This window comes from Pseudonocardia oceanicola, from assembly GCF_047200735.1.
Classification (GTDB): Bacteria; Actinomycetota; Actinomycetes; order Mycobacteriales; family Pseudonocardiaceae; genus Pseudonocardia.
On the sequence record NZ_JBJZON010000001.1, the window covers coordinates 534,959 to 550,704 of the forward strand.

General features: G+C 72.8%; 16 protein-coding genes. 10 read left to right on the forward strand and 6 right to left on the reverse strand.

Translation table 11 applies throughout. The annotated features are described in order from the left end of the window. Positions 1-17: 17 nt before the first annotated feature. The gene (locus tag ACL02T_RS02485; protein ID WP_412828968.1) at positions 18-1,211 is read left to right on the forward strand and encodes an acyl-CoA dehydrogenase family protein; all 1,194 of its coding nucleotides are present in this window, start codon (positions 18-20) and stop codon (positions 1,209-1,211) included. Further along, entirely contained in the window at positions 1,204-2,379 is a 1,176-nt protein-coding gene (locus tag ACL02T_RS02490; RefSeq protein ID WP_412828969.1) for an acyl-CoA dehydrogenase family protein, read from the forward strand. Before ACL02T_RS02485 ends, ACL02T_RS02490 begins: the two co-directional genes overlap by 8 nt. 73 nt (positions 2,380-2,452) lie before the next feature. Here the strand turns inward: ACL02T_RS02490 and ACL02T_RS02495 are convergent, their stop codons facing one another. Both ACL02T_RS02495 and ACL02T_RS02500 read right to left on the reverse strand, forming a co-directional pair. Continuing rightward, complete coding sequence (locus ACL02T_RS02495) at positions 2,453-2,683, reverse strand: hypothetical protein (RefSeq protein WP_412828970.1); 231 nt, start codon at positions 2,681-2,683, stop codon at positions 2,453-2,455. A gap of 11 nt (positions 2,684-2,694) precedes the next feature. Further along, a complete protein-coding gene (locus ACL02T_RS02500; RefSeq protein WP_412828971.1) occupies positions 2,695-3,834 on the reverse strand; it encodes an inorganic phosphate transporter in 1,140 nt (379 codons plus the stop codon). 281 nt (positions 3,835-4,115) lie between these two features. Here ACL02T_RS02500 and ACL02T_RS02505 point away from each other — a divergent pair, with 281 nt between their 5' ends. From ACL02T_RS02505 to ACL02T_RS02520, 4 genes are all read left to right on the forward strand, one after another. Next, positions 4,116-4,583, forward strand: a complete 468-nt coding sequence (locus ACL02T_RS02505; RefSeq protein WP_412828972.1) for a DUF1059 domain-containing protein — start codon at positions 4,116-4,118, stop codon at positions 4,581-4,583. Between the two features lie 87 nt (positions 4,584-4,670). Next, positions 4,671-5,510: an alcohol dehydrogenase catalytic domain-containing protein gene (locus ACL02T_RS02510; protein WP_412828973.1), complete on the forward strand. Its 840-nt coding sequence runs from the start codon at positions 4,671-4,673 to the stop codon at positions 5,508-5,510. After that, positions 5,486-5,689 carry a hypothetical protein gene (locus tag ACL02T_RS02515; RefSeq protein WP_412828974.1) on the forward strand — a complete coding sequence of 68 codons (204 nt, stop codon included), beginning with the start codon at positions 5,486-5,488 and terminating at the stop codon, positions 5,687-5,689. Before ACL02T_RS02510 ends, ACL02T_RS02515 begins: the two co-directional genes overlap by 25 nt. Before the next feature lie 17 nt (positions 5,690-5,706). Beyond that, the gene (locus ACL02T_RS02520; protein ID WP_412828975.1) at positions 5,707-6,303 is read left to right on the forward strand and encodes a TetR/AcrR family transcriptional regulator; all 597 of its coding nucleotides are present in this window, start codon (positions 5,707-5,709) and stop codon (positions 6,301-6,303) included. Here ACL02T_RS02520 and ACL02T_RS02525 read toward each other — a convergent pair. The 4 genes from ACL02T_RS02525 to ACL02T_RS02540 are packed head-to-tail and all read right to left on the reverse strand — an operon-like array spanning position 6,287 to position 10,854. Further along, entirely contained in the window at positions 6,287-7,288 is a 1,002-nt protein-coding gene (locus tag ACL02T_RS02525; RefSeq protein WP_412828976.1) for a TIGR03842 family LLM class F420-dependent oxidoreductase, read from the reverse strand. The two genes, ACL02T_RS02520 and ACL02T_RS02525, sit on opposite strands and share 17 nt — an antisense overlap. 16 nt (positions 7,289-7,304) lie before the next feature. Beyond that, entirely contained in the window at positions 7,305-8,720 is a 1,416-nt protein-coding gene (gene hydA / locus ACL02T_RS02530) for a dihydropyrimidinase (protein WP_412828977.1), read from the reverse strand. Beyond that, entirely contained in the window at positions 8,717-10,015 is a 1,299-nt protein-coding gene (locus ACL02T_RS02535) for an aspartate aminotransferase family protein (RefSeq protein WP_412828978.1), read from the reverse strand. Before ACL02T_RS02535 ends, hydA begins: the two co-directional genes overlap by 4 nt. Then, complete coding sequence (locus ACL02T_RS02540) at positions 10,012-10,854, reverse strand: nitrilase-related carbon-nitrogen hydrolase (protein ID WP_412828979.1); 843 nt, start codon at positions 10,852-10,854, stop codon at positions 10,012-10,014. The genes ACL02T_RS02535 and ACL02T_RS02540 overlap by 4 nt, the downstream gene beginning before the upstream one ends. A gap of 939 nt (positions 10,855-11,793) precedes the next feature. On the opposite strand from ACL02T_RS02540, the gene ACL02T_RS02545 reads away from it, so the two are divergent. The 4 genes from ACL02T_RS02545 (at position 11,794) to ACL02T_RS02560 (ending at position 15,588) form a co-directional block, all read left to right on the forward strand. Continuing rightward, positions 11,794-12,942 (forward strand): thiolase family protein, encoded by a 1,149-nt coding sequence (locus tag ACL02T_RS02545; RefSeq protein ID WP_412828980.1) that lies wholly within the window; start codon positions 11,794-11,796, stop codon positions 12,940-12,942. Between the two features lie 80 nt (positions 12,943-13,022). Continuing rightward, positions 13,023-13,784: a 3-hydroxyacyl-CoA dehydrogenase gene (locus ACL02T_RS02550; RefSeq protein ID WP_412828981.1), complete on the forward strand. Its 762-nt coding sequence runs from the start codon at positions 13,023-13,025 to the stop codon at positions 13,782-13,784. A 12-nt stretch (positions 13,785-13,796) separates the two neighbouring features. Beyond that, positions 13,797-14,948 (forward strand): acyl-CoA dehydrogenase family protein, encoded by a 1,152-nt coding sequence (locus ACL02T_RS02555; RefSeq protein WP_412828982.1) that lies wholly within the window; start codon positions 13,797-13,799, stop codon positions 14,946-14,948. Positions 14,949-14,964: 16 nt separating this feature from the next. Next, entirely contained in the window at positions 14,965-15,588 is a 624-nt protein-coding gene (locus ACL02T_RS02560; protein ID WP_412828983.1) for a TetR/AcrR family transcriptional regulator, read from the forward strand. The last annotated feature ends 158 nt before the right edge of the window (positions 15,589-15,746 follow it).

Consider the following 15,746-nt stretch of genomic DNA (forward strand, 5'->3'; position numbering starts at 1 on the left):
CACATATCGTTCCCGGCATGAGCACCGCTGCCGACTCGTCCCGGGTCGCGGACGCCGCGCGGAAGGTCGTGCAGGAGCACGACCCCACGAGCGTCCCGACGCGGGAGTTCCTCGCCGCCTGTTTCGACGCCGGCCTCTCCTGGGTCCACTTCCCCGAGGGCCTGGGCGGCCTCGGCGTCTCCCGCGGCCTGCAGGCGGTCGCCGACGGGATCCTGCAGGACGCCGGCGGCCCCGTCCCGTTCGCCCTGAACCCCATCGGCTACGGCATGGCCGCGCCGACGCTGCGCGAGCACGCCCGAACGGACGAGCTCACGCGCGAGTGGTTGCGCCCGCTCGCGACCACCGAGCACATCTGGTGCCAGCTGTTCTCCGAGCCCGGAGCCGGCTCCGACCTGGCCGGGCTGGCCACCTCCGCCGTCCGCGACGGCGACGACTGGGTGGTCAACGGACAGAAGGTGTGGACCTCGCTGGCGCACCGGGCGCGCTGGGCGCTGCTGCTGGCCCGCACCGACCCGGACGCGCCGAAGCACAAGGGCCTGACCTACTTCGTCGTCGACATGAAGGGCCCGGGTGTCGAGACCCGCCCGTTGCGGCAGATGACCGGGCAGGCCGAGTTCAACGAGGTCTACCTGTCCGACGTCCGCATCCCCGACGCCCACCGGCTCGGCGCCGTGGGCGACGGCTGGCGGGTCGCCATGACCACGCTGATGAACGAGCGCAGCTCGATCGGGTCGAGCGGCAGCCGGCGCGGCACCGGCACGATCGCCGACGCGGTCTCGCTCTGGGCCTCGCGGCCGGACCTGCACACCCCGGTGCTCGAGGACCGGTTGACGAAGCTGTGGCTGCGGGCCGAGGCCCAGCGGCTGACCGCCGAACGCTCCCGCGCGGCGGCGACCGTCGGCGGTCCGGGCCCCGAGGGCTCCGTGGGCAAGCTCGTCGGCGCCGAGCTGAACCAGCAGGTCTACGAGTTCTGCATGGACCTCCTCGGGCCCGAGGGGATCCTGTACCACGACTACACGATGCGGGACACCGAGCGCACGGACGACTGGCGCGGCCCGCTGCAGCAGCGCTTCCTGCGCTCGCGCGCCAACACCATCGAGGGCGGCACCTCCGAGGTGCTGCGCACCATCCTCGGCGAGCGGGTGCTGGGCCTGCCCGGCGACCTGCGCGCCGACGCCGGCAAGCCCTGGAAGGAGATCCCTCGTGGCTGACCAGCAGGAGTCCCGTCCCTTCGTGTTCTCGGAGGAGCAGCGGGAGCTGCGCTCCGCCGTGCGTAGGTTCGCGGCCGACAACGCGGACGAGCAGGCGGTCCGCCGGCTGATGGAGTCCGAGCCGGGCTTCGACCCCAAGGCCTGGACGCGGCTGGGCTCCGAGCTCGGCGTGCTGGGCCTGTCCGTGCCGGAGGAGCAGGGCGGGGTCGGCGGCACGCTGGTCGACCAGGCCGTCGCAGTCGAGGAGCTGGGCGCGGCGCTGTACCCCGGGCCCGTGTTCGGGACGGTCCTCCTGGCGATCCCGGCACTCGTCGCGGCGTCGGACGGTCCGGTGCGTGCGGAGCTGCTCGGCCCGCTGATCGAGGGCACCCGGACCGCGGCCGTGGCCACGGCCGACCGCGCGGGTGCGTTCGATGCCGCCGCGGTGACGGTGCGGGCGGAGCGCGCGGGCGACGACTGGACGGTGTCCGGCACCGTCGAGCGTGTGGTCGACGGGGCCGCCGCCGACGAACTGCTGGTCGCCGCCGCAGGCCCGGACGGGGTCGCGTTGTTCGCGGTCGACGCGACCGCGGGCGGGGTCGAGCGGACCCCGCTGACCACGCTGGACCTGACCCGCCGCCAGGCGACCCTGCACTTCGCGGAGGCACCCGCCCGGCTGGTCGCCGGCCCGGACGAGGCGGAACGGGTCATCGGGCACGCGCTCGTCGTGGGCTCGGTGCTGCTCGCGGTGGAGCAGGTCGGGGCCGCGCAGCACCTGCTCGACCTGACCGTGGAGTACGCGAAGGGGCGCCTGCAGTTCGGCCGGCCGATCGGCTCCTTCCAGGCCGTGAAGCACCGCCTGGCGGACATGCTCGTCGACCTCGAGCACGCCCGCTCCGCGGCCTACCACGCGGTGTGGGCCCTGGGCGACGGCTCGGACGACCCGGCGCTCGCCGCGAGCATCGCGCAGGCGACCTGCTCGCAGGCCTTCTCCCGGATCGCCGCCGACACCATCCAGCTGCACGGCGGCATCGGCTTCACCTGGGAGTACCAGGCGCAGCTGTACTACAAGCGGGCGATCACCGACGCGGCCCTGCTGGGCAGCGCCGAGCAGCACCGCTCGCGGATCGCGCGGCTGGTGCTGGACACCGCGTCGGGCGCCGGGGCCCCGGCGGTCGCGACCGGCTGAGCTGCACGGACGAACGGCGCTCCCGCGTCGGCAGAGCCGAGCGGGAGCGCCGTTCGGCCGGTCGGGGAGCGGGTCAGGAGACGATGACGTACAGCCCGTAGCCCACGATCAGGGCGGTGGCGGCCAGGCACAGCCCGGCGACCGCGGTGCCGGTGGCGGGGCCGAGACCGCGCCGCCCGGCGATCGAGGGCCGGCTGCGGGCAGACAGCCCGACCAGGGCGAACGACACCAGCGCGATCACCGCGACGCCGATCACCAGCGCTGCGATCACGACGGTGCCGAGCGCGCCCCAGGCGATGTTCACGGGTTCCTCCCTCAGGCCGCGAGCCGGACCGGCGGCTCGACCGGCTCCGGGGCGGGGACGTCGTTGACGTTCTCGGCGGTGACGGGCCGGCGCCTCGAGGCCGCGTAGATCCCTGCGGCCACCGCGACGCCCACGACGGCGACCACGACCGTGCCGACGGTGCCGGTCGAGGCCACCCACGCGGCCGCGGCGCCGACGATCCCGGCCGCGGGCAGGGTGAGGATCCAGGCGATCGCCATCTGCCCGGCGACGCCCCAGCGCACCCCGGCGAGCCGGCGGCCGGCGCCCGCCCCGAAGATCGCGCCGGTGGCGACCTGCGTGGTGGACAGGGCGAAGCCCAGGTGCGAGGAGGTCAGGATGACGGCCGTCGAGGCGGTCTCGGCCGCGAAGCCCTGCGGCGACTCGATGTGGCTGACCCGCGTGCCGAGCGTCCGGATGATCCGCCAGCCGCCGAGGTAGGTGCCGAGCGCGATCGCGAGGCCGGCCGAGGCGATCACCCAGAACGGCGGGCTCGAGTTCGGGGCCAGCACGCCCGCGGTGATCAGCGTCAAGGTGATCACGCCCATGGTCTTCTGCGCGTCGTTGGTGCCGTGCGCCAACGCGACCATCGACGCGGACCCGATCTGCCCCACGCGGAAACCCGTGGACACGGTGCCGCGGTCGGCGCGGGCGGTGACGCGGTAGCCGAGGTAGGTCCCGATGAGGGCGACCAGCCCGGCCAGGACCGGCGAGACCAGAGCCGGGATGACGACCTTCGTGACGACGGTGCCGAAGTGGACGGCGCCGACACCGGCGGCGACCAGCGACGCGCCGATCAGGCCGCCGAACAGGGCGTGCGAGGAACTCGACGGCATGCCCACCAGCCAGGTCACCAGGTTCCACACGATCGCGCCGACGAGGCCGGCGAAGATGACCACCGGAGTGATCCTGGTCTCGTCGACGATCCCGCTGGAGATCGTCCTGGCGACCTCCACGGACAGGAACGCGCCGACCAGGTTGAGCACGCCCGCCACGGCGACGGCGACCCTGGGCCGCAGGGCCCCGGTGGCGATGGACGTGGCCATCGCGTTCGCGGTGTCGTGGAAGCCGTTGGTGAAATCAAAGATCAACGCGGTCACCACGACCACGATGACGATGAGGGACAGATCCATGACCCCGCCGCTTCTCCCGGAGTGTTGCCGGGCGTAACGGTAGGTTCACCGGATGAACGCGGGATGAACGGAGAGCGACTTCAGGATGCGGCGGGGTGGGCGTGGGTCACCCGACGCGGAGCCCCGCTGTGCCGTGCGGTGGTCCCGGTACCGCCGGACGGTCCCGTCCCGAATTGCGTACAGACGGCGTCGGTGAGCAGGTGTGCAGTGAGGCCCCCGCGCGCCGCGCGGGCCCGGACCGGGAGGACGCCATGGCGAGGATGATGGTCGACTGTCGCACGATGCCGAGCGAGTCGGAGTGCGGCCTGACGATCGCCGGCGAGCCGGAGGAGGTGCTGCGCGCCGCCGTCGCCCACGCGGTGGACGTGCACGGCCACACGGACGACGCGGAGCTCCGCGACGGCATCCGCGGCGCGATGACCCCGGCCGCCGAGCCGCTCGAGGTGGCCCAGGGTGCGTTCGTGCAGGTCATCGAGTTCGACGCGGACGACATCAGCCGGTTCGCCGAGCTCGAGAAGGAATGGCTGGAGGAGATCGGCGACGCGCGGACGGCGGGCTGGTCCGTCGTGACGGCCGACCGGGATCGGCCCGGCCGGTACGTCCAGTTCGTCGGCTTCCCCGACTACGAGGCCGCGATGCGCAACTCGAAGCACCCCGCCACGCAACGCATCGCCGAGCAGCTGACCGCCCTGGCGAAGGGCGAGCCGACCTTCCGCAACCTCGACGTCAAGCAGGTCATGGCGCCCTGAGCACCCGCCCCGCCGCCCGGCCGGGATCCGCGCCGGCCCGGACGGCTCCGGGGCGACGGATCCCGGCGGGCCGGGCACCCTGGGGGGATGGCTTCCTCGATGCGTGCCGCGGTGCTGCGGCGGATCGGCGAGATCGCGCTGGAGGAACGGCCGGTGCCCGAGCCCGGCCCGGGTGAGGTGCTGGTCCGGGTGGCCTCGGTCGGCGTCTGCGGCTCCGACGTCCACTACTACGAGCACGGCCGGATCGGCGACTTCGTGGTCTCCTCGCCGCTGGTGCTCGGACACGAGCCGTCCGGCGAGGTCGTCGCGCTGGGGCACGGGGTGAGCCGGGTCCGGCCGGGCACCAGGGTCTCGATCGAGCCGGGGCGCCCGGACCTCACCTGTGCCCAGTGCCTCGCGGGTCGCTACCACCTCTGTCCGCGGATGGAGTTCTTCGCGACGCCGCCGGTCGACGGCGCCCTCGCCGAGTACGTCGTGGTGCACGAGGCCTTCGCCCATCCCGTCCCGGACCGCCTGGACGACGACCGCGCCGCCCTCCTCGAGCCGTTGTCCGTCGGCGTGTGGGCGGCGCGCAGGGGCGGGATCGGTCCGGGCAGCCGGGTGCTGGTCAACGGCGCCGGACCGATCGGGCTGCTCGCGATGCAGGTCGCGGCGGCGGCCGGTGCCGGCGAGGTCGTCGTCGCGGATGTCAACGCCCACCGGCTCGAGGTCGCCGCCGGACTGGGTGCGACCTCCACCGTGGACGTGTCGCGGTCGGCACTCGCCGGGCTGGAGCCCGAGGTGCTGCTCGAGTGCTCCGGGCACCCGGGGCCACCCGTGCGGCGCTGGACGTGCTGGCGCCCGCCGGCCGCGCGGTGCTGGTGGGCAGCGGTTCGGCGGACCTCGCACTCCCGTTGGGCTCGTTGCAGCGCAGGGAGATCGAGCTGATCGCCACCTTCCGGTACGCCAACACCTGGCCGACCGCGATCGCGCTGGCCGCCTCCGGCCGCGTCGATCTCGGCGCGCTCGTGACGGGCCACTTCGGACTGGCGGACACGGAGGCGGCCCTCACGGCTCCGGACCGTGACCGGACCGCGATCAAGTCGGTGATCCATCCCGGCGACTGACCTGCGAGAATGCGACCGTGGACGTGCGCACGCGGATCCTCGACGCCGCGGTGGAGTGCCTCGCGGCCACGGGGTTCGACGGCACGTCGCTGAGCGCCGTGGCCGGGCGGGCCGGCGTGTCCCGGCCCACGGTGTACCGGCACTTCGGCTCCCGGGAGCAGCTGGTGTCGTCGGCCCTGCTGCGGCTCTCCGAGCAGATCGTGGAGCGCATCTGGGAGAGCGCGCGCGAGGCGACCTCGGCGGCCGAGCTCGTCGTCGAGACCACCCTGCGCGCCCGCTACGAGTTCCGCACCCAGCCCGCCCTGGCTCCGGTCGCCTTCCCGGACCGCTCGACGTTCGCCCTGGCCAGGGCCAGCCTCTCGGCCGAGGCGCTGGCCATGACCAAGCGGTTCCTCAGCCCGGTGCTCCGGTTCCAGCCCGAGCTGGAGGCCGAGCTCGACGAGATCGCCGAGACCGTCATCCGGTTCCTGCTGTCCCTGGTGTGGTTCGACGGGGACGCCGCCGACGAGCAGGCCCTGCGCGGCTACCTCCATCGCCGGCTGGTCCCGGCGCTCGGGATCCGGCCGGCGGACGACCCCGTCGCCCCCCGCGCGCGGGTCACACCCGCCCGATGACCTCCGCCCCGTAGGCCTCGATCGTCGCCTCGCGGTCGTCGTGCATGGCGTAGACCGCGAACTGGTCGACGCCCAGCGAGGCCAGCTCGGCGAGCCGCTCCCGCTGCGCCGCGGGCGGCCCGAGCAGGCAGAACCGGTCGACGACCTCGTCGGGCACGAAGTCGGTGGACCGGTTGCCGGCGCGGCCGTGGTGGCTGTAGTCGTAGCCGCCGCGACCCTTGATGTACCCGGTGAGCTCGGGCGGCACCGCCGCGGAGGCCTCGCCGTAGCGGGTCACGAGGTCGGCGACGTGGTTGCCCACCATGCCGCCGAACCAGCGCGTCTGGTCCCGGGCGTGCACGAGATCGTCGGTCACGTAGGCGGGCGCGGCCACGCACATGGTGATCGCGTCGGGGTCGCGGCCCGCGTCCGCGGCGGCGGCGCGCACCGTCTTGATCGTCCACTCCACCAGGTACGGGTCGGCGAGCTGGAGCACGAACCCGTCGGCGCAGCGCCCGGCCAGCGCGAGTGCCTTGGGCCCGTACCCGGCGACCCAGATCGGCACGGCCGGCGCACCCTCGCGGACCCACGGGATCCGGACCTCGGTGCCGCCGAGGTCGACGGCCCGCCCGGCGGTGAGCCCGCGGATGACCGCGATCGACGCCTCGAGCCGGGCCAGCGTGGTCGGCGGGCGGCCCTGCACGCGCATCGCCGAGTCGCCTCGCCCGATCCCGCAGACCGTGCGCGGGCCGAACATGTCGTCGAGCGTGGCGAACAGCGAGGCCAGCACCGTCCAGTCGCGGGTGCCCGGGTTGGTGACCATCGGCCCGACGACCAGGCGCGTGGTCCGCTCCAGGATCCGGCTGTAGATCACGAACGGCTCCTGCCAGAGCATGTGCGAGTCGAAGGTCCAGCCGTGGCCGAACCCGAGCCCCTCCGCCCGCGCCATCAGGTCGACGACCGTCGAGGCGGGCGGGTCCGTCTGCAGCACCAGTCCGACGTCCATGCCGGTCACCTTCCGATCAGCGCAGGTACTGGCAGGTGTCGCGGGGCAGGAACTGCCCGTGGCCGGGTGAGCCGAGGTACTCGCCGCCGGCGACGATCACCGTGCCGCGGGACAGCACCGTCTCGACCCTGCCCGTGGTGGTCCGGCCCTCGTAGCAGGAGTAGTCGACGGCCATGTGGTGCGTGGCGGCCGAGTGCGTGTGCTCGGCGGTGGGGTCGTAGATCACGATGTCGGCGTCCGACCCGGGCACGATGGTGCCCTTGCGCGGATAGAGGCCGAACATCCGCGCCGGCGTCGCGCACGCGAGCTCGATCCACCGCCGCCGCGAGATGTGCCCGTCGACCACGCCCTGGTGCAGCAGGTCCATCCGGGTCTCGACGCCCGGCAGCCCGTTGGGGATCTTCGTGAAGTCCCCGCGCCCCAGCTCCTTCTGCCCCTTGAAGCAGAAGGGGCAGTGGTCGGTGGAGACCACCGACAGGTCGTCGTTGCGCAGCCCGCGCCACAGCGCGGCCTGGTGCTCGGCGGGCCGCAGCGGCGTCGAGCAGACGTACTTGGCGCCCTCGAAGTCCGGCCGCGCCAGGTCGTCCGTGGACAGGAACAGGTACTGCGGGCAGGTCTCGGCGAACGCGTTGACGCCGATCTCGCGCGCGTGCGCGATCTCGGCGAGCGCCTGCTGCGCCGACAGGTGCACCACGTACAGCGGGGCCCCGGCGACCCGGGCGAGCTGGATCGCCCGGTAGGTCGCCTCCGCCTCCAGCAGCGCGTGCCGGACGTCGCCGTGGTGGCGCGGGTCGGTCTGGCCGCGGGCGAGCGCCTGCTCGGCGAGCACGTCGATGGCGATCCCGTTCTCCGCGTGCATCATGATCAGACCGCCGGTCTCGCCGGCCTTCTGCATGGCGCGCAGGATCCTCCCGTCGTCGGAGTAGAAGACGCCGGGATAGGCCATGAACAGCTTGAAGCTGGTGACGCCCTCGCCGACGAGCACCTCCATCTCCTTGAGCGAGGACTCGGTGACGTCGGCCAGGATCATGTGGAAGCCGTAGTCGATCGCGCACGTGCCGGCCGCCTTCTCGTGCCAGGTGTCGAGCGCCGCGCGCAGCGACCCGCCCGCTCCGCCGGTCTCGCGGCTCGCCGCGGTCTGGATCGGGAAGTCGATGATCGTGGTCGTGCCGCCCCAGGCCGCGGCGCGCGTGCCCGTCTCGAAGGTGTCCGCGGCGAAGGTCCCGCCGAAGGGCATCTCCATGTGCGTGTGCGCGTCGACCCCGCCGGGGATCACGTAGCGGCCGACCGCGTCGAGCTCGGTGTCGGCGCGGAGGTCGAGCACGCCCGGTGCGGTCAGCGCGACGACCTTCCCGCCCTCGACGAGGACGTCGGCCACCACCTCGTCGGCGGCGGTGATCACCGTCCCGCCGCGGATCGCCAGGGTGCTCACGACGCCTCCTGCGGGGTCGCGGCCGACAGCGCGTCGACCAGGATCGCCAGCCCGTCCTCGGCCTCCTCGGCCGTGAGCGAGAGCGGGGGAGCGATGCGCAGGACGTTCCCGTGCAGGCCGCCCCTGCCGACCAGCAGCCCGCGCTCGCGGCAGCCCTCCAGCACCGCCGTGGCCAGCGCCGGCGCGGGCCGCCCGGGCGTGCCGGAGCCCGGCTCGACCAGCTCGACGCCGATCATCAGGCCCTTGCCCCGGACGTCGCCGACGACCGGGGCCCGGGCCGCCTTCAGCCCGTCGAGCAGGATCGGGCCGACCTTCGCCGCGTTGGCCTGCAGGTCGTGCTCGCGCAGGTGGCGCAGGTTCGCCAGCGCACCCGCCGACGTGATCGGGCTGCCGCCGAAGGTGGAGATCGAGTTCGCCGGCAGGTTGTCCATGATCGCGGCGGGGGCGATCACGCCGCCCATCGACAGCCCGTTCCCGACGCCCTTGGCGAACGTGACGATGTTCGGGGTGGCCTCATGGGCCTGCCAGCCCCAGAAGTGCTCGCCGGTGCGGCCCCAGCCGGTCTGCACCTCGTCGGAGATCCAGAGGATGTCCCGCGCCCGCAGCACCTCGGCGAAGGCGCCGAGCACGCCGTCGGGCCCCGAGGTGAAGCCGCCGACGCCCTGGATCGGCTCGGCGATCAGCGCCGCCACCCGCCCGTCCGTCTGGTCGAGCACGTCCTCCAGGTCCGCGACGCAGGCCTTCACGAAGTCCTCGTCGGACAGGTGCGCGAACGGCGACCGGTACCGCTGTCCACCATGGACGTAGTAGGTCTGGAAGGGCGAGAGCGAGGTCGGCGACCAGGCGCTGTTGCCGGTGATCCCGATCGTCGAGAAGGACCGGCCGTGGTAGCTGTTGCGCAGCGCCAGGATCTGGCTCGCGCCGTTGCGGGCACTGGCCAGCAGCAGGGCGGCGTCGTTGGCCTCGGTGCCGCTGGTGGTGAGGAAGACCTTGGCGTCGGGGATGCCGCTGACCTCGGCGATCTCCTCGCACAGCTCCACCATCGGCCGGTTCAGGTACAGCGTCGACGAGTGGACGATCTTCGCGGCCTGGGCGGCGACGGCCTCGGTGACCGCCGGCAGTGCGTGCTCGGTCATCGTGGTGAGGATGCCGCCGAAGAAGTCCAGGTAGCGGTTCCCGTCGGCGTCCCAGACGTGCCGACCGGAGCCGTGGTCGAGCTCGATCGGTTCGGCGTAGTAGAGCGCCAGCCAGCTCGGCAGGACCGCCCGGGTGCGGTCGTACAGCTCCCTGCTCACGACTCCACCAGCGGGCCGTAGGCGTCGGGGCGGCGGTCGCGGTAGAAGGCCCACTGCTGGCGGACCTCGTCGATCATGTCCAGGTCGAGGTCACGGACGATCAGCTCCTCGTCGGTCCCGGAGCCGACGTCGCCGACGAACTGCCCGCGCGGGTCGACGAAGTAGCTGGTGCCGTAGAAGTCGTTGTCCCCGTACTCCTCCACGCCGACCCGGTTGATCGCGGCGACGAAGTACTCGTTGGCCACCGCGGCGGCCGGCTGCTCGAGCTGCCAGAGGTAGGCGGACAGTCCGCGGCTGGTCGCGCTGGGATTGAAGACGATCTCCGCGCCCGCGAGGCCGAGCGCGCGCCAGCCCTCGGGGAAGTGGCGGTCGTAGCAGATGTACACGCCGACCTTGCCGACCGCGGTGTCGAACACCGGCCAGCCGAGGTTGCCGGGCTTGAAGTAGTACTTCTCCCAGAATCCCTCGACCTGCGGGATGTGGTGCTTGCGGTACTTGCCCAGCACGGTGCCGTCGGCGTCGATCACCGCGGCGGTGTTGTAGTAGTTGCCGGAGCTCTCGATCTCGAAGACGGGTACGACGAGCACCATGCCGAGCTCCTTCGCGAGCGCGGCCATCCGTTGCACGGTCGGCCCGCCGGGCACCGGCTCGGCGCGGTGGTAGTGCTCCGCCTCCTGGACCTGGCAGAAGTACGGGCCGTTGAAGACCTCCTGGAACCCCATCACCCGAGCGCCCTGCTCGGCGGCGGCCCGGGCGGAGGACTCGTGCACGTCGACCATGGACGCGGTGTCGCCGGTCCACTTGGCCTGCAGGATCGCGGCCCGGACAGTACGTGCCATCGAAGCCCCCCTTCGCACGGAACGTGAGGCGGTCACCTTGCTGCCGGGGCGGGCCGCCGCGCAAGGGGCATCGGTGCCGCGACGCGCGATCGTCACGTCCGGTGCGCGTGCTGTCACCCCGTTGCCGAGTCGTGACCCGGGGGACCGGTCGGAGGCAGTGGGAACTCGTCGGTGACGCCGCCGTCATCCCAACCTCTCAGGATTCGCCTGCGCCCGGATCACCGGGCGAGCGAGGGGGGCACCGGCCCGACACCGTGGAGGACGTCCGCGAGACCGCCGCGTTCTTCGAGGCGGTCACCGCGGTGCGGGAGGCGCTGCGCAAGGGCGCCGCGACGGACGGGCACGCCGGATCGAGCTCGCTGTGAGCGCGCGGGTCGGCGGCGCGACCGCCGCGAGGGCTTCCGCGGGTCGCGAGTTCCGAGGCACCTCTGCCGCGTGATCGGCGACTTCGTGCAGCGGCGGCAGCTCGACCGGCCGCAGGTGCACGCAACGAGCGATCATCGGGTGCGGCCGCCCCAGGGATGCCATGCGGCCGGTTCCGTGATCAGTGTTGTCGCGCGGCGGTGGCGGTCCGGGAAGCCTGCGCGCACACCTCCGACCATCATGGAGCCCAGGGCGCGACTCGCGGGAGCCCAGGGCGCGACTCGCGGGAGCCCAGGGCGCGACTCACCGGAGCCCAGGGCGCGACTCGCGGGAGCCCAGGGCGCGACTCGCGGTGCCGGAAATTCCGGCTCGTGCGGTGGTGCACCTCCGGCTCGAGGGCCTCCAACGGGGCGGTCTGACCAGGCGATCTGAACGAGTGTTCTGTACGCCACACCGTCCGGACGGTCAGAGTTGACTGTTTCGCTGCTACGGTGCCCTCAGGCGACGGCGCTCCCGCCCGGGCACCGTCGGTAGCAGTCACCTGCGACCTCACCCCGCGAGAGAAGGAGCTCGACCGTGCGTGATGCAGTCATCGTCGAAGCCGTGCGCACCCCCGTCGGCAAGCGCAACGGCGGCCTGTCCGGCGTCCACCCCGCCGACCTGTCGGCGCACGTCCTCACCTCGCTGGCCGAGCGCTCGGGCGTCGACCCGTCCGTGATCGAGGACGTCATCTGGGGCTGCGTGTCCCAGGTCGGCGAGCAGACCATGGACATCGGCCGCACCGCCGCGCTCGCCGCCGGGTTCCCGGAGACCGTCACCGGCGTGACCGTGGACCGGCAGTGCGGGTCCTCCCAGCAGTCCGTGCACTTCGCCGCGGCGGGCCTGATCGCGGGCCAGTACGACGTCGTCGTCGCGGGTGGCGTGGAGTCCATGTCCCGCGTCCCGATGGGCTCCTCGTCCAACGGGCAGAACCCGTTCGGCGAGAAGTTCCTGGCCCGTTACGACGGCGTGTTCCCCAACCAGGGCGTCGGCGCCGAGATGATCGCCGAGCAGTGGGGCTTCTCGCGCACGCAGCTCGACGAGTTCGCGCTCGGCAGCCACGAGAAGGCCGCCGCCGCCCGGGCCGCGGGCCGGTTCGAGGGCCAGATCGCCCCGGTCACGCTGCCCGACGGCACCGTGATCAGCCAGGACGAGGGCATCCGCCCCGGCGGCTCGGTCGAGGGCCTGGCCACGCTGAAGACGGTCTTCAAGGAGGACGGCGTGATCCACGCCGGCAACGCCTCCCAGATCTCGGACGGCTCCGCGGCGCTGCTGATGACCACCTCGGAGAAGGCCGCAGAGCTCGGCCTCACCCCGATCGCCCGGGTGCACACCGCGGTCCTCGCCGGTGCCGACCCGGTCATCATGCTGACCGCGCCGATCCCGGCCACCCGGAAGGCGCTCGCCAAGTCCGGCCTCACGATCGACGAGATCGGCGCCTTCGAGGTCAACGAGGCGTTCGCCCCGGTGCCGATGGCCTGGCTGGCGGACATCGAGGGCGCGGACATCAAGGCGCTCAACCCCAACGGCGGCGCGATCGCCCTGGGCCACCCGCTGGGCGGTTCCGGCGCACGGATCATGACCACGCTGGTCCACCACATGCGCGACAACGGGATCCGTTACGGCCTGCAGACGATGTGCGAGGGCGGCGGCCAGGCCAACGCCACCATCCTCGAGCTGCTCTGACCCCACCCCTCGACGGGCGCGGCGCCCGACCGGCGCCGCGCCCTCGTCACACCCCCACCGAGCTGGAGGTTCCTCACCCCATGGACATCACCGGACAGGTCGCGCTCGTCACCGGCGGGGCCTCCGGTCTCGGCCTCGCCACCGCCGAGACCCTGCTCGACGCCGGCGCGTCGGTCGTGATCGTCGACCTGCCGTCGTCGCAGGGCGCCGAGATCGCCGAGAAGCTGGGCGAGAAGGCCCGCTTCGCCGCGGCCGACGTGACCGACGAGGCCCAGGTCACCGCGGCGCTCGACGTCGCGGCCGAGCTGGGCACGCTGCGCGTGGCCGTCAACTGCGCCGGCATCGGCAACGCGATCAAGACCGTCGGCAAGCAGGGCGCGTTCCCGCTCGACGCCTTCACCAAGGTCGTCACGGTCAACCTGATCGGCACGTTCAACGTGATCCGGCTGGCCGCGGAGCGGATGGTGCAGAACGAGCCGGTCGACGGCGAGCGCGGCGTCGTCATCAACACCGCCTCCGTCGCGGCCTTCGAGGGCCAGATCGGTCAGGCGGCCTACTCGGCGTCGAAGGGCGGCGTGGTCGGCATGACGCTGCCGATCGCCCGCGACCTCGCGAGCGCGCAGATCCGGGTCAACACCATCGCGCCGGGGCTGTTCGAGACCCCGCTGCTGGGCGGCCTGCCGGAGGAGGCCAAGGAGTCGCTCGGCAAGCAGGTGCCGCACCCGGCCCGGCTGGGTAAGCCGAGCGAGTACGGTCTGCTCGCCGCGCACATCGTGGCGAACCCGATGCTCAACGGCGAGGTCATCCGCCTCGACGGCGCCATCCGCATGGCACCGCGCTAGGAGGTCCCGGGCATGAAGCGCACCCTCTACGAGAGCGACCACGAGGCCTTCCGGGAGTCGTTCCGGAAGTTCGTCGAGGTCGAGATCGCCCCGCACGACGAGCAGTGGAACCGGGACAGCATCGTCCCGCGCGAGGTGTTCGCCGAGGCGGGGAAGAACGGCTTCCTCGGCATGGACGTACCCGAGGAGTACGGCGGCGGCGGGGTCGAGGACTTCCGCTTCAACGCCGTGGTCATCGAGGAGCTCATGCGTGCCGGCTGCGGCGGCTCGGGTCTCGGCCTGACGCTGCACAACGACATCTGCATGCCGTACTTCCTCACCTACGCGAACGAGGAGCAGAAGAAGCGCTGGCTGCCCGGCATCGCCTCCGGTGAGCTGATCACCGCGATCGCGATGACCGAGCCGGGCATCGGCTCCGACCTCGCCTCCATGTCGACGACGGCCCGCCGCGAGGGCGACCACTACGTCGTCAACGGGGCGAAGACCTTCATCACCAACGGGATCAACGCCGACGTGGTGATCACCGCGGTGAAGACCGACCCGTCGCAGAAGCACAAGGGCATGTCCCTGCTCGTGCTCGAGCGCGGGATGGAGGGCTTCGAGCGCGGTCGCAACCTCGACAAGCTCGGCCAGCACGCCCAGGACACCGCGGAGCTGTCGTTCACCGACGTCCGGGTCCCGGTCGCGAACCTGCTGGGGGAGGCCGAGGGGCAGGGCTTCACGCAGCTGGTCACCAAGCTGCCGCAGGAGCGGCTGTCGATCGCCGTCGCGGGCGTGGCGGCCGCGGAGGCCGCGCTGAACTGGACGCTGGAGTACGTGAAGGAGCGCAAGGCCTTCGGCCAGCCGATCGGCTCGTTCCAGAACTCCAAGTTCGTGCTCGCCGAGATCGCCACCGAGATCGACCTGGCCTGGCACTACGTCGACGACTGCATCCGCGCGCTCAACGCGGACGACCTCACGGCGGTCGACGCCAGCAAGGCCAAGTACTGGTGCACCGAGCTGCAGGGACGGGTCGTCGACCGCTGCCTGCAGCTGCACGGCGGGTACGGGTACATGAACGAGTACCCGATCGCCAAGGCCTACGCGGACGCCCGGATCACCCGCATCTACGGCGGCACCACCGAGATCATGAAGGAGGTCATCGGCCGTTCCCTCGGCCTGTGACCTCGCCTGTGACCTCATGACGGGCACCGAACCCCGGACCCGGGCGCAGCGCAGCAGCGACAGCCGCGCCCGGATCCTGGACGCCGCGGTGGCCGCCCTCGTCGAGGGCGGCTACTCCGGCGCCACCACCCTGACCATCCAGGCCGGCGCGGGCGTCTCGCGCGGCCGCCTGCTGCACCACTTCCCCTCCCGGGACCTGCTGCTGGTCGCCGCCGCCGGGCACCTCGCCGCCAAGCGCGTGCAGGACACCGAGGACCGGCTCACGCGGCTGCTCGAGGAGGAGGGCACGCGCGATCTCCGGCAGCGTGCCGACCGCGTGGTCGAGCTGCTCTGGGAGAGCTTCTCCGAGCCCCACTTCTGGGCCGCGATCGAGCTCTGGACGGCCGCGCGCTCCAACCCGGACATCGCCGAGGCGCTGCGCCCGACCGAGCGCGGCCTGGGCTCGGCGATCCGCGAGTCCATGGCGCGCATGTTCGGCGACGAGCTCGCCGCGCACCCGCGCTTCCGCCAGCTCCGCGACATCCTGCTCACGAGCATGCGCGGCGCGGCGCTGACCTACGCCTTCGATCCACGCGACCACACCACCGATCCGCTGGTCGCGCAGTGGAAGGACCTGGTCCGGACGCTGCTGGCCACCTGACGCCCCATCCGGCTGCGCCGTCGCCCGCCCGGGTGGGCGTTCGCGGGCGAGTGGGGCGGGCACACGGCACGGCCCCGGCCGGTCCTGGTGCTCGGCGGGGGCGCTCGGACGGACCGTCCACGGTCGGACCAGCGGTGTCCGGTCCGGCGACGACGGAG

Coding starts and splice junctions, on each gene's coding strand:
- ACL02T_RS02555 (WP_412828982.1), top strand. CDS start 13,797: ATGAAGCGCACCCTCTACGAGAGCGACCACGAGGCCTTCCGGGAGTCG.
- ACL02T_RS02560 (WP_412828983.1), top strand. CDS start 14,965: ATGACGGGCACCGAACCCCGGACCCGGGCGCAGCGCAGCAGCGACAGC.
- ACL02T_RS02505 (WP_412828972.1), top strand. CDS start 4,116: ATGCCGAGCGAGTCGGAGTGCGGCCTGACGATCGCCGGCGAGCCGGAG.
- ACL02T_RS02540 (WP_412828979.1), bottom strand. CDS start 10,854: ATGGCACGTACTGTCCGGGCCGCGATCCTGCAGGCCAAGTGGACCGGC.
- ACL02T_RS02510 (WP_412828973.1), top strand. CDS start 4,671: ATGGCTTCCTCGATGCGTGCCGCGGTGCTGCGGCGGATCGGCGAGATC.
- ACL02T_RS02550 (WP_412828981.1), top strand. CDS start 13,023: ATGGACATCACCGGACAGGTCGCGCTCGTCACCGGCGGGGCCTCCGGT.
- ACL02T_RS02485 (WP_412828968.1), top strand. CDS start 18: ATGAGCACCGCTGCCGACTCGTCCCGGGTCGCGGACGCCGCGCGGAAG.
- ACL02T_RS02500 (WP_412828971.1), bottom strand. CDS start 3,834: ATGGATCTGTCCCTCATCGTCATCGTGGTCGTGGTGACCGCGTTGATC.
- ACL02T_RS02525 (WP_412828976.1), bottom strand. CDS start 7,288: ATGGACGTCGGACTGGTGCTGCAGACGGACCCGCCCGCCTCGACGGTC.